Origin of the sequence: Morganella morganii (assembly GCF_019243775.1) — a bacterium.
Classification (GTDB): domain Bacteria; phylum Pseudomonadota; class Gammaproteobacteria; order Enterobacterales; family Enterobacteriaceae; genus Morganella; species Morganella morganii.
The window spans coordinates 1,345,052-1,358,638 of the sequence record NZ_CP069157.1; the positions used below are offsets into that span (position 1 = coordinate 1,345,052).

Annotated in this window: 11 protein-coding genes; 3 read left to right on the forward strand and 8 right to left on the reverse strand. The window is 52.8% G+C overall.

Annotated elements, in window-relative coordinates; all coding sequences use genetic code 11:
- Positions 1 to 3 precede the first annotated feature (3 nt).
- Together JL661_RS06440 and JL661_RS06445 are read left to right on the forward strand one after the other, a co-directional pair.
- Positions 4 to 2,406: a fimbria/pilus outer membrane usher protein gene (locus JL661_RS06440; protein ID WP_062771792.1), complete on the forward strand. Its 2,403-nt coding sequence runs from the start codon at positions 4 to 6 to the stop codon at positions 2,404 to 2,406.
- A 151-nt stretch (positions 2,407 to 2,557) separates the two neighbouring features.
- Positions 2,558 to 3,445: a fimbrial protein gene (locus JL661_RS06445; RefSeq protein ID WP_247718683.1), complete on the forward strand. Its 888-nt coding sequence runs from the start codon at positions 2,558 to 2,560 to the stop codon at positions 3,443 to 3,445.
- Between the two features lie 84 nt (positions 3,446 to 3,529).
- Here the strand turns inward: JL661_RS06445 and JL661_RS06450 are convergent, their stop codons facing one another.
- The 8 genes from JL661_RS06450 to rluE all read right to left on the reverse strand — a co-directional run bounded on the left by JL661_RS06450 (position 3,530) and on the right by rluE (position 11,517).
- On the reverse strand, positions 3,530 to 4,651 hold the full coding sequence (locus tag JL661_RS06450) for a ribosomal protein uL16 3-hydroxylase (RefSeq protein WP_004238108.1): 1,122 nt from the start codon (positions 4,649 to 4,651) through the stop codon (positions 3,530 to 3,532).
- Positions 4,652 to 4,763: 112 nt separating this feature from the next.
- Positions 4,764 to 6,233, reverse strand: coding sequence for a two-component system sensor histidine kinase PhoQ (phoQ, locus tag JL661_RS06455; RefSeq protein WP_062771386.1), 1,470 nt, complete (start codon positions 6,231 to 6,233; stop codon positions 4,764 to 4,766).
- Positions 6,234 to 6,265: 32 nt separating this feature from the next.
- Complete coding sequence (phoP, locus tag JL661_RS06460) at positions 6,266 to 6,940, reverse strand: two-component system response regulator PhoP (RefSeq protein WP_032098669.1); 675 nt, start codon at positions 6,938 to 6,940, stop codon at positions 6,266 to 6,268.
- A 174-nt stretch (positions 6,941 to 7,114) separates the two neighbouring features.
- Positions 7,115 to 8,482, reverse strand: a complete 1,368-nt coding sequence (purB, locus tag JL661_RS06465) for an adenylosuccinate lyase (RefSeq protein WP_062771387.1) — start codon at positions 8,480 to 8,482, stop codon at positions 7,115 to 7,117.
- A gap of 21 nt (positions 8,483 to 8,503) precedes the next feature.
- Entirely contained in the window at positions 8,504 to 9,133 is a 630-nt protein-coding gene (hflD, locus tag JL661_RS06470; protein ID WP_004238114.1) for a high frequency lysogenization protein HflD, read from the reverse strand.
- Between the two features lie 2 nt (positions 9,134 to 9,135).
- Positions 9,136 to 10,239, reverse strand: coding sequence for a tRNA 2-thiouridine(34) synthase MnmA (gene mnmA / locus JL661_RS06475; RefSeq protein ID WP_004238115.1), 1,104 nt, complete (start codon positions 10,237 to 10,239; stop codon positions 9,136 to 9,138).
- 170 nt (positions 10,240 to 10,409) lie between these two features.
- On the reverse strand, positions 10,410 to 10,874 hold the full coding sequence (locus JL661_RS06480; RefSeq protein ID WP_036417826.1) for an NUDIX domain-containing protein: 465 nt from the start codon (positions 10,872 to 10,874) through the stop codon (positions 10,410 to 10,412).
- Entirely contained in the window at positions 10,828 to 11,517 is a 690-nt protein-coding gene (gene rluE / locus JL661_RS06485; protein ID WP_036417797.1) for a 23S rRNA pseudouridine(2457) synthase RluE, read from the reverse strand. Before rluE ends, JL661_RS06480 begins: the two co-directional genes overlap by 47 nt.
- 140 nt (positions 11,518 to 11,657) lie before the next feature.
- On the opposite strand from rluE, the gene icd reads away from it, so the two are divergent.
- Positions 11,658 to 12,911, forward strand: a complete 1,254-nt coding sequence (gene icd / locus JL661_RS06490) for an NADP-dependent isocitrate dehydrogenase (RefSeq protein ID WP_004240623.1) — start codon at positions 11,658 to 11,660, stop codon at positions 12,909 to 12,911.
- Positions 12,912 to 13,587: the final 676 nt, after the last annotated feature.

Below are 13,587 nucleotides of genomic sequence, written 5' to 3' on the forward strand. Positions count from 1 at the left end.
ATTATGCAATTGAAAACACCTTATTTTTTTCTTCTGGCAGTGGTGATCGTTTTTCCTCCGGTAACCGTTTTTGCTGCACCTTATTTTAATCCGGCGGCGCTTGGTCTGGACGGAGATGATCCGGTGATGGATCCTGCACAGTTTCAGTATTTGCGGGAACGGCAATTTCAGGAAGAAGGCCGTTACTTCGTGGCTGTAACTGTCAATCAGCAGGCAGTCAGTGGTCAGTGGCTGGAGTTTCGTTATCATCCGCAGCAAAAAAGATTGCTGCCATGGGTGAACCGCAGGCAATGGCTGATATGGGGATTACGGCCGGATGCATCGCCGGCATTTGCAGAAACAGAAAATACAGCGCCGGTTGCGGATATTACTGCGCTGGTCAGCGGGGTCTCGCTGAGTTTTGACTCCGCGCGGCAGTCGCTGGATATTACTATCCCGCAACGTTTTTTTCTGACAGAAGCACAGCGGGCCGCAGATGCTTCGTTATGGGAACCGGGTATTACTGCATTTATGCTCAATTATGATTATCGCTTTTCGCGGGACAGTAACAGCTTCAGTCAGCGTACCGGACATACTCTTTTGCTGCAAAGTGGTGTTAATGCGGGGGACTGGCGGTTGCGGCATCACAGCAGGGCGGAACACCGTGAGGGTAAACTGACATGGCAGTCAGAGCGGTTGTGGATGTACCGTGCCATTGCTTCCCGGCGCAGCGAGTTACAGCTGGGGGAATTGTTCAGCGGGGATGTGCTGTTTGACAGCCGAGCGTTCAGAGGGATCCGGCTGGCTTCACAAAGTGATATGTATCCGCTGAATCAGCAGGGTTATGCACCGGTTATCCGCGGAATAACCGGTCAGAGTGCAGAACTGACTATCAGGCAGCAGGGAATGACTATCCGCCGTGAAACATTACCTGCCGGTGAATTTGTTATTGATGATCTGAATACGTCTTTTCAGGGAACTGAACTGGATGTCACCATTGAGGAGGCGGACGGCACTGTACAGCGTTTTACACAGCACGGAACCTCAGTTCCGGTTATGCAGCGGGAGGGCCGGCTCAGCTACACGCTGGATACAGGAAAATACAGAGGAAACAGAAATAATAACAAAGACCTGTTTGTGAAAAGTACGGCAGCATACGGCATTAATTCAGTCCTCACACTGTACGGTGGCGGCTATGCAGCACAACACGCTCTGAGCAGCGGTGTGGGGGCCGGTGTCAATATGGGCGCGGCAGGCGGGGTGTCTGCTGATATTCTGATGCGGCATACAACAGCAACGCAGCATCCGCGTTACCGGCTGAATTATCAGAAATTTTTTCCGCTGGCCGGAACATTGGTGAATACAGGGGCTGCACATGAGCAACAATCTAGGCAATGGCAGGTCAGGTTGCTGCAACCGCTGCCGGGGGATAACGGTACGCTGTCGGCAGGCTATCACTATAACCGCACAGGCCATGACGGGCGCGTATACCGGGCGATGATTAACAGGGATGCCGGCTATTCCGGTCACATCGGCCGGGTACATTACGGAGTGAATGCACAATACCGTACAGGCGGGCATTTTCGGAAGGCAGATAAACGGGTGTCTGTTGCGTTGTCGGTGCCGCTGGATTTTGCCGGACAACAAGCCCGCAGTCATTTTCATTACCACCAGCGGGCAGGAAAGGCTTCTCTGCAAACATCCGTGAATGGTTTGCTCGGAGATGAACAACGTCTCGGGTATTCAGTTACACACAGTTATCAGCAGCAGGGGGCTGCACATTACCGCGGGGCGGAGCTGCGCTGGCGTCACGACCTGGCCGATATCCGGGGACGTATTAATCACAGTCAGGGACACAATACCCTGAACGGGGATATACAGGGCGGGCTGATTATTCACGGTGACGGCATCACATTGTCACGTCCGCTGGGTGAAACCAACGGGCTGGCAGATACCGGCGGTACCGGGGGGATCCGTGTGGCCTCAAGGGCAGCGGCGCAGACTGACAGTGCGGGGTTCAGTGTTATTCCGCAACTGAGTCATTATCATCAGAATGTTATCCGTATCGACCCCGAAACCCTGCCGGATAATGCGGATGCGGATGATCCGGTCGTACAGGTGATCCCGTCAAAAGGGGCGCTGGTGCCGGTTCGTTTTGCAGTGAATACCGGTTATCGCGTGATTTATGCACTGCGGACTGCACAAGGCCCGGTACCGTTCGCCGCACGGGTGAAGGTGAAAAAAGCAGATGACAGCAGCGTCAGCGGTATTACCGGTGAGGACGGGGAAGTGTATCTCAGCGGGTTACCGGCTCAGGGGCATTTACAGGCTGTCTGGGGGAAAGGAATGCATGAGCAGTGCGGGGCGGATTTTACTATCCCGGAAGATCAGCAGGGACTGATAACTCTCCCTCTGATATGCCGGTAAAGGAGAAGCAATGTTTACTCAGATCAGAGCACTATGCCGGGCAGTTTTTTTCCTGTGGCTGACAGCCGGATATATTCCGGCCGCTCCGGCCGGGGAAACCTGTGCACTTATCACACCGGAAACGACTCTCCGCATACCAGCCGGCTATATCATGGCTGCGTATAATGTACCGGTTGGCGGTATTATCGGGGAGACAATATTTTCGGATAGTATTGATGTCTCTCAGTGCCGGATCGACAGCGGCAGAGAGATTGAATTTGTGCTGGTTGGCGGAATGCCGGGTAACAGAACACAAAATGCGTCGGGACACACTATCTATGAACTCTCCGGTGGTATCGGCTACAGCCTGGGGGCGGTGGCGGAGCATCCGGAATGCATGAAATCGTCGCGCTATGTGGACGGTCGTGATTCACCGGACAACAACACGGCCAATAAACGACTGTGTACGATCAGCAGCGGAATGGATCCGTCTCAGCCATATCGGGTACGGGCAGCGGTGACACTCTATAAACTGGAACCTGAAATAGCTGTTCACCATCCGGGAGGCTATCTGGGTGAAATCGCTATGCGTGTGGGCGGGCACTGGGCTGCAGGATTGTATAGTATGCCGGAAACCAAAATCTATCTGGACGGATTTACTGTCCGGCAACATTCCTGTGATCTTGATCCACAAACAGAAACAGATGTGGATTTAGGTGTCGTATCGCGGACTGATTTCAGCGGCAAAGGGTCTGTTGCCCCGGGAAGCATCCGTAACCTGACTATTGCACTGCAGTGCAGCCATGTGACAACGGCGGATATCCGGTTAACAGGCAATGTATTTACTGCCAGAAACAGTCCCGGAACACTGAAGTTACAGCGGAGAAACGGCAGTGCATCCGGTGTGGGAGTCCGGCTGACAAATAAGGGCAGCCGGTCACTTTCGGAGGGCCACTTTTATTTGATGAAATCACCACTCAGCGGGCCGTATTGCGGTTACAGGCCGCCTTTATACAGACGAGGGATACTATTGAGCCGGGCACGGCGGAAACAATTCTGAATTACACCATTCGTTACCAGTAAAAAAACGCCGCATAATGGTGCGGCGCTTTTATCTGAACGATGAATACAATTTTATTGCGGATTAATCATCAAAATACCAGTAACCGTTATTAATCAGCACTGTCAGCAGGGTCACAAATTCCGGATCGCTGAAGGCAACTCCCAGCATTTCGGCAGTGACTTCATCATACTGGCAAAGCACATCCGCTGCTTCAATATGCGGGGTTTTCAGGGCTTCGCCGTTAACGAAACAGGTATCACCGACACGCAGTACCCGCAGTCCATTGAGGCGGAACAGAGATTCCCCCTGTGACAGCAGTTCCTGAATTTCATCCGGGCTGTATGCCGGCTCCGGCGGTGCCAGATCCAGCTCATGGCGGGACTGGGAAATAAATTCACCGAACCACTTGCGGAACACATCCGGCTGGTCGAGCAGATCCTGCATCATACCATGCAGCTTGGTCAGTTCGCCCTGCTGAATCAGCGCCGGATTATCACGGAACGCCAGATCCGGGTCGCTGTAGCGGTAACTGCCGAGCTCATTGGCAATCACATAGTCGGCAAAGCCGCTGAACAGTTCGCGGGCATTCGGGGCGCGGAAACCGACAGAATAGTTCAGTGATTCCTCAATGGCATAGCCTTCGTGCGGGAATCCCGGCGGAATATAGAGGATATCGCCCGGCACCATTTCATCATCAATAATGGCATCAAACGGATCCACCTGTAACAGATCCGGATGCGGCGCGTGCTGTTTCATCGGGATTTTTTCCCCGACACGCCAGCGGCGGCGTCCCTGGCCCTGAATAATAAACACATCATACTGATCCAGATGCGGACCCACACCGCCACCCGGAACAGAATAGGAAATCATCAGGTCATCCATCCGCCAGTCAGACAGGCAGCGGAACGGCTTCATCAGTGCGGCAGACGGAAAATGCCAGTGATCAACGGCCTGAACCAGGATAGACCAGTCTTTCTCACCCAGCCCGTCAAACTCCTGAAACGGCCCGTGGCGCACATCCCATTTTCCGCTGAAACGGGTGACGATACGGCTGTCGATTTCATCTTCCATTGCCAGCCCCGCCAGTTCATCCGGGGAAATGGTGTCGCGGAAATTGCGGAAACCGCCTTTGATCAGTAACGGACGTTTTTGCCAGTGGCTTTCCATAAAGGTCTGCCAGTCTATATTCAGTTCATAATCCATGTGTTCGTCCTCAATAAACGCCGTGATCAGGCAGATGAAGGGAGTATAACGGAAAAAGACATATTATATTCATGCATATATTTATAACTTGCCGGCAACAACAGACTGACTCTCAGTCTGTGTCTTCGTCGTGAACAGTCTGACACCGGAATGTCACAGTAATACGGGCACCGCCCAGCGGGCTTTCAGTGACAACTGCGCCGCCGTCATACTGCTCCAGAATATCGGTGACAATTGCCAGCCCCAGTCCCTGACCCGACCGCAGGGTATCAACCCGCTGACCGCGGCTGAAAATCAGTTCCCGTTTCTCCTCCGGCACACCCGGACCATCATCATCGACAATCAGAATAACCGCATCATGCTGCCACTGCGCCGTCACCTCGACAAACTCCAGACAGTATTTGCAGGCATTTTCCATAATGTTGCCCATGACTTCCATAAAGTCATTCTGCTGTCCCAGCCAGGTGATATCCGGCGGAATATCGACGGTAATATCCACGCCCTTGCGCTGATACACTTTTGACAGCGCACTGGCGAGACTGTCAATCAGCGCCGGAACGGAGGAAATGTCCCGCATCAGCACGGTATTGTCACCGCCGATACTGGCGCGGTGCAGATAATAACCGACCTGCTGGGAAATTCGTCCGATCTGCTCAAGCATGACAGGCTCGGCGGTTTCAATCGTCATATCTTTGCCGCCGCGCAGTGAGCGCAGGGTACTCTGCAGCACTGCCAGCGGGGTTTTCAGGCTATGAGTCAGATCAGAAAGCGTGCGCTGATAGCGGGTATAGCGCTCCCGCTCACTGTGCAGCAGCAGGTTCAGGTTACGCACCAGTCCGCGTAGTTCGCTGGGCGGGGTTTCATCCAGATCTTCCCGCTCGCCTTTTTCAAGTGCGCTGATCTGCCCGCTGAGAGCATTAATCGGCCGCAGGCTCCAGTGTGCGGCCAGCCAGATCAGCGGTGTGAGCAGAAACAGGTTGGCGAGCACCACGTAACCGAACCATTCCCAGACACGGAAGGTCTTCTGCAGATTCTGCGGGATGGTATCCACCACCACAATCGTCAGCGGCGGCAGGGTACCGGTTTTGCCGTAACGGCTGACAGACACGGAGTGGATCATCCGTCCGTCGTGATCATCATCCAGGTCATTAATCCGGATATCTTCCGTGGCAAAGAGCGGGGTATTGACCAGCAGGGATTTGGTGGCTTCCAGCGAGGTATTCAGATCATACAACCCCTCTTTGGTCAGCCATTTGGCCGGAATGGCTCTCTCCAGCGCGTCAATATGATACTGCCGCCAGAGCAGATTCTGATTGTCATCATAAATCAGCACCACAGACGGGGCATTCAGGGAGAAATTCGGCGGAAAACGGATATTGAGTTTTCCGTCATCCCACTGCGACAGGCTGTAGAACAGATTGCTCTGGCTGCGCAGCATGGTGTAGGTGGTTTTATCAAAGCTGACCAGGTAACCGACCAGCGCCACGGCGCCGTAAGAGAGCGTCATGGCGAGGATCACGGCAAACGTTGCCAGTAAAAACCGGGTCCGCAGAGAGAAAGGGCGCGTTGTCCGCCTGGTCATGCGCAATACCTCAGTGGCTTAAGCCGTGTCTGTTATTTCCCGGCGTCGAAACGGTAGCCCTGTCCGCGGACAGTGACGATGGCATCAATATCGGTAAATGCCTGGATTTTCTTGCGCAGACGGCCCATCAGCACATCAATGGTATGGCTTTCACGCAGTTCGGCATCCGGATAGAGCTGGCGCATCAGGGAATCTTTACTGACGACTTTACCATTATTCCGCATCAGTGTTTCAATAATGGTGTATTCAAATGCGGTCAGTTTGACGGCGTTACCGTCAACGAGGAATTCTTTGCGGGAAAGATCGATCACAAAAATGCCCAGTTCCAGTGTCTGGGAGGCGAGGCCGCTGTTACGGCGCATCAGTGCCTGCATACGGGCAACAATCTCTTCCAGTTGGAAAGGCTTGGTGACATAATCATCCGCCCCGGCATTCAGCGCGGCGACTTTTTCCTGCCAGCTTTCACGGGCGGTCAGCACCATAATCGGGATTTTGACCTGCTGCTGACGCCAGCGGGCAATCATCACCATGCCGTCCTCGCCGGGCAGACCGAGGTCAACCACTGCGATATCCGGCTGACTTTCCTGAAGAAAATAATCTGCTTCTTTTGAATCTTCCGCCGCATCAACCTGATGGCCGAGCTCGCGGAGCTGAACCGTCAGATGATGACGGAGTAAATTGTTATCTTCCACGATGAGCACGCGCATACATAATTCCTTACAAAGACAGACATCCCAACAGGAAACGATGTGAATTGTAACAGTTTATATGAAGGATAGGGAACTTGTACGCCAAATAATACGCGCGATATGCGTTTAATCATAAAAAAAAGAGGCAGATATCCTCTGCCTCTGTGTGATTAATTATCAGTGAGTTAATAATTACAACTCATCTGCCAGACGGATAGCATCCCCGAGATAGTTTTGCGGGGTCAGGGTTTTCAGCCGGGCTTTTTCTGCGTCAGGCAGCTCCAGTCCGTCGATAAAGACCTGCATCGCCTGAGCATCAACACGCTTGCCGCGGGTCAGCTCTTTGAGCTTTTCATACGGTTTTTCGATACCGTAGCGGCGCATCACGGTCTGAATCGGCTCTGCCAGTACTTCCCAGTTCTGATCCAGTTCATCACGCAGATGTTTTTCGTTCACTTCCAGCTTGTTCAGGCCTTTTTGCGTGGACTGATAAGCGATCAGCGAGTAACCGATCCCCACACCCAGGTTACGCAGCACAGTGGAGTCCGTCAGGTCGCGCTGCCAGCGGGACACCGGCAGTTTGGTTGCCAGATGGCCGAGTACCGCGTTAGCCAGACCCAGGTTACCTTCTGAGTTTTCAAAATCAATCGGGTTGACTTTGTGCGGCATGGTGGACGAACCGATTTCACCGGCGATCGTCTTCTGTTTAAAGTGATTGAGGGCAATGTAACCCCAGATATCACGGTCGAAATCGATCAGAATGGTGTTAAAACGCGCCACGCAGTCAAAAAACTCAGCGATATAATCGTGCGGCTCAATTTGTGTGGTGTACGGGTTCCACTGAATACCCAGCGAGGTCACAAAGTCACCGCTGAATTTATGCCAGTCAATATCCGGATAGGCAGATAAGTGTGCGTTATAGTTACCGACCGCACCGTTGATTTTGCCGAGGATTTCGGTCTGCTGTAACTGGCGGTACTGGCGCTCCATCCGGTAAGCGACGTTGGCAAACTCTTTACCGACGGTGCTCGGGGTTGCAGGCTGCCCGTGGGTACGGGAGAGCAGCGGCAGGTCGCGGTAATCCGCCGCCATGGCACGGACAGTATCGATCATCTGACGCCATGCCGGCAGCAGCACGGTTTCACGGGCGGTGCTGAGCATCAGGGCGTGAGAGAGGTTATTGATATCTTCGGATGTGCAGGCGAAATGGATAAATTCAGACACCGCGTGCAGGGCAGGCACGGCTTCGACTTTTTCTTTGAGGAAGTACTCCACCGCTTTCACATCGTGGTTGGTGGTGCGCTCAATCTCTTTGATCCGCATTGCGTCTTTTTCGCTGAAATTCGCGACAATTGCATCCAGGTAAGCGATTGCGTCATCATCAAAAGCCGGAACTTCGGGGATGTCTGCACACGCCGCCAGTTTTTGTAACCAACGCACTTCGACCTGTACACGGAATTTCAGTAAACCGTATTCACTGAAAATATCGCGCAGTGCGCGTGTTTTGTCACCATAACGGCCATCGACAGGGGAAACGGCGGTAAGTGAGGATAATTCCATTGGTTGCAACTCCCGGTAATTTTAGTGTTGAGCGAGAAGATATTTGGCAGTGTCCACCAGGCGTGAACGGGAAAACAGCAACTGTAAACGGTTGCCGCCGACCTGGCGCCAGAGCACGGCGCTGCGGATCCCGCTCAGTAACAGCGAGCGGACTTTAGCCTGAATCAGGGTGTTACGCAGGATCTCCGGCGAGCCGGTTACCTGGATGCGCGGGCCGAGGCTGCTGATGTTGTCCACATAGATACCAGCGATGGTATTAAGCATAGCTTCCTGTGACAGCCCAAAATGGTCGCGCTGGTGTTCAAGATTATCAATACGGCGGCCGAGTTCATCCATCGCGCCCGGCGCTTTGTTCAGGCGGCGCTCCAGCAGCATCACACCCAGCATATAGCGGGTCAGCTCGGCATTCAGCCCCTGAGAGCCGGTCATATTGAACATCCCGGCGAACGCGGACAGGCCGGTATGCAGGTTCTGCACATTGTCGCCGTAGACATTCAGGACAGAAGACGGATTATTATTGATGATGCTGTTGATCATCACATCAACCGCATCATTATCTGTCTGACCTTCATGCGCCAGTTGCTGCACCAGGCGCGCGGCCTGGCAGATCCCGGCCAGGGCGAGGGTTATGTCTTCGTAATTTTTAGCCATAATCACTCCGTAATACGCGCTTCAATGACTCCGCCGCCCAGGCAGACTTCATCCTGATAAAAGACAGCGGACTGACCCGGCGTGACCGCAGCAACCGGGTTATCAAACCGGACACTGATTTTGTCATCACCGAGCGGGGTGACAGTACAGGGAATATCTTCCTGACGGTAACGGGTTTTCACCACACAGCGCATCGGCTGAGTCAGCGGCTCCCGCGATACCCAGTCCAGCTGCTGCGCGATAAGCCCTGCAGACATCAGACGCGGGTGTTCATGGCCCTGTGCGACAATCAGAATATTGTTTTCAACATCTTTATCGACAACATACCACGGCTCGTCGGAACCTTCACGGGTTCCGCCGATTTTCAGCCCTTTGCGCTGGCCGAGGGTATGGTACATCAGCCCGTCATGCTGACCGATTTCCTGACCATCAACCGTCATAATCGGACCCGGTTTGGCGGGCAGATAACGGGCGAGAAAATCACGGAACTTGCGCTCACCGATAAAGCAGATCCCGGTGGAATCTTTTTTCTTCGCGGTGATAAGCCCTAATTGTTCCGCAATCCGGCGGACTTCCGGTTTTTCCAGTTCACCGACCGGGAACAGGCTCTGTGCCACCTGGTCGTGGCTCAGTGTATACAGGAAATAGCTCTGATCTTTATTGCTGTCCAGGCCACGCAGTAACTGCGTGGTACCGTTGATATCACGGCGGCGCACATAATGTCCGGTGGCGATATAATCCGCCCCGAGATCTTCTGCGGCATATTCCAGGAAGGCTTTGAATTTGATTTCTTTGTTGCACAGAATATCCGGGTTCGGCGTGCGTCCCGCTTTATATTCTTCCAGGAAATGCTCGAACACATTATCCCAGTATTCCGCCGCGAAGTTGATGGTCAGCAGTTCAATGCCGAGTTTATCGCAGACGGCCTGTGCATCCGCAAGATCTGCGGCGGCGGAGCAGTATTCGGTATCATCGTCCTCTTCCCAGTTCTTCATAAACAGCCCGGTCACCTGATAACCCTGCTGTTGCAGTAAATAGGCTGAGACGGAGGAATCCACACCGCCGGACATTCCGACGATGACTTTTTTCTGGCTGTTATCTGACATGGCTGATCTCGCGGCGATTCGGTCTGCTCCGCAAACAGTGACGCGAAGAAGAACCGGGGAAAAAAACAAGCGCCGTACTTTACCATGATACGCACAGCGGCGCATCATTCAGGTGCGGGATCGGCATTTTTTTCGCAAAGAATTTTCCGCAGTCTGTTCCCCGCAATGCATTACGGCGCGACCGGTTCCCCGAACGCATCCCCGAACGTTCCCAGCAGCGAGAGTGGCAGCGGTTCGGCGGCAAACCAGGCAAACATACTTTCTTTTACCAGCGGGGAGCGCAGGATCGGACTGTGAATAATCTCATCCGCACTGACCCAGTGGCAGCGGTCGATATCGTTGTCCTGCGGGTGTGTCTCACATTCACTCTCCAGCAGCACACGGAACAGAAAACGGATAAACGGTGTGCCGTCCGGTGCAACCCACTGATGAATTTTCAGCAGGGCATCGGGAGCAGCACGGATCCCGGTTTCTTCATACAGCTCGCGCTCTGCGGCGGCAAGCAGGGTTTCCCCGGCTTCCAGATGCCCGGCGGGCTGATTCCAGGTGGCTTTGCCGTTAACGGTTTCTTCCACCACCAGAAATTTTTCACCGGCGCTGACCAGGCAGGCCACTGTCACATGAGGTCTGAATATCATTCACTTCTCTCCATTCGCCGGGGGCAAGGGTATCAAGGGCAAAATCACCAATCCGCACGCGGATCAGACGCAGGGTCGGGTGGCCGGTATGGGCGGTCATCCGGCGTACCTGGCGGTTACGGCCTTCCCGCAGTGTCAGTTTCAGCCAACTGACCGGTACCGATTTCCGCTCGCGGATAGGCGGATTACGCGGCCACAGCCAGTCCGGCTCATCCACCAGCTCGGCACCGGCAGGGCGGGTCGGGCCATCATTCAGGGTGATACCATTACGCAACTGATTCAGCGTGTTTTCGTCCGGCACACCTTCCACCTGAGCATAATACACTTTCGGGGCTTTGTTCTCCGGCTGTGTCAGCGATGCCTGCAATGCGCCGTCGTTGGTCAGGATAAGTAACCCTTCGCTGTCGCGATCCAACCGCCCGGCGGCGTACACATCTGTAACCGGAATGTAATCTTTCAGCGTGCTGCGTCCGGCTTCATCGGTAAACTGCGGCAGTACATCAAACGGTTTATTGAACAGAATAATTTTGCGCGGACCGCGCGGCCGGGGTTTGCGGGCAGCTTTCTGACGCGGATGGGCGCCTGCCGGACGGGATTGCGGCTTTCGGGAGATGCGGGAGTTCGTGGTTTTACCTGTCATTATCTTTTTTTTACATAAAAATGAGACTTACATTATAGCTTAAAACAGTTAGGATTTGCGTGATGCGATTATTCAAGTAGTATTGACAGGACCATTACAAAAAATTAACAAAGCATTGCGCTTACATAAAGGAGAGGTTGATGGAAAGCAAAGTAGTTGTTCCGGCGAAAGGCGCTAAAATTACCATTGACGCAAAAGGCAAATTAATCGTTCCGGACAATCCGGTTATCCCGTTTATTGAAGGGGACGGAATCGGGGCTGATGTAACGCCAGTAATGATTAAAGTTGTTGATGCCGCTGTAAAAAAAGCCTACGGCGGTAAGCGTGAAATCTCCTGGATGGAAATCTACACCGGTGAGAAATCCACAAAACTGTATGGCAGTGATGTCTGGCTGCCGGATGAAACCCTCGATTTTATCCGTGACTACCGCGTGGCTATCAAAGGCCCTCTGACCACTCCGGTCGGCGGCGGTATCCGCTCCCTGAACGTGGCACTGCGCCAGATTCTGGATCTGTATGTTTGTCTGCGCCCGGTGCGTTACTACGCCGGTACACCAAGCCCGGTAAAACAACCTGAACTGACTGATATGGTGATTTTCCGTGAAAACGCGGAAGACATCTACGCCGGTATCGAGTGGAAAGCCGGTTCTGCGGAAGCTGATAAAGTGATTAAGTTCCTGCAGGACGAAATGGGTGTGACCAAAATCCGCTTCCCGCAGGATTGCGGTATCGGTATCAAGCCGTGCTCTGAAGAAGGGACAAAACGCCTGGTCCGCGCAGCGATTAACTACGCCATTGATAACGACCGTGATTCCGTCACCCTGGTTCATAAAGGCAACATTATGAAGTTCACCGAAGGTGCCTTCAAAGACTGGGGATATGAACTGGCACGCGAAGAGTTCGGCGGCGAGTTACTGGACGGCGGCCCGTGGTTAAGCCTGAAAAACCCGAAAACCGGCAAACAGATCATTATCAAAGACGTGATCGCGGATGCGTTCCTGCAACAAATCCTGCTGCGTCCGGCAGAATATGACGTTATCGCCTGTATGAACCTCAACGGCGACTACATTTCTGACGCCCTCGCGGCACAGGTTGGCGGTATCGGTATCGCACCGGGCGCGAACATCGGTGATGAATGCGCGCTGTTCGAAGCCACCCACGGCACCGCACCAAAATACGCCGGTCAGGACAAAGTCAACCCGGGCTCAGAAATCCTCTCCGCTGAGATGATGCTGCGCCACATGGGCTGGTTTGAAGCCGCTGACTTAATCGTTAAAGGAATGGAAGGGGCAATCGCTGCCAAGACTGTCACTTACGATTTCGAACGTCTGATGGAAGGCGCTAAGCTGCTGAAATGCTCAGAGTTTGGTGACGCAATCATCAAACACATGTAATTAAGTTTACAGTGAAATAGTTAACGGGAACTTATCAGTTCCCGTTGTTTTTTTAGCCACTTAAAATCTTCCCCAAAACATCCCCAAAACTCTTCCCCAAAACGGTATGAAATTTGTACGGTTTGTGGTGTGTTTTAGGTTCAGATGCGTGGGGGTTGTAAGCAAGCATGGCTGTTTTGAGCTATAAGCGAAAACATAATCAGCACGGGTAGTTAGACCTGCTGCACGGGTCATTGCGGCTCATGCGGTTTTCATATCTCTTTGCCCTGCTATCAATGACTGTAGAGCCTGAATATCGCTGAACTATCGCGCACCTGCCTTTTTTTCTGGATCGATAAAATTTTTCAGTTTCTTTTTTTGCAAACCAAACTATCAGACTCCACCAGTTCTCGCGGCTTTCGGGAAATCTCAAACTTAAAAAATTGAAAACAATTTCAGGGAATTTCAGTAGAAAGAATCTACTGGAAGGCCGATAGATAATCTTATCTATCAGAAATTAAAGTAAAAATTAAATTTTCATTACTAAATATGAGGTACTTAAGCATTGAGTTAATCTTGAAGCTGAGAGGTTTGGCCATAGGTGGGGAGCGGGTTATAGAGGATTGGGCGTCATTTTTTTACTGAAATTCCTACGGCGTTCTGAATGAGTTTATGGGTATTGGTTTGATCTTGGTAA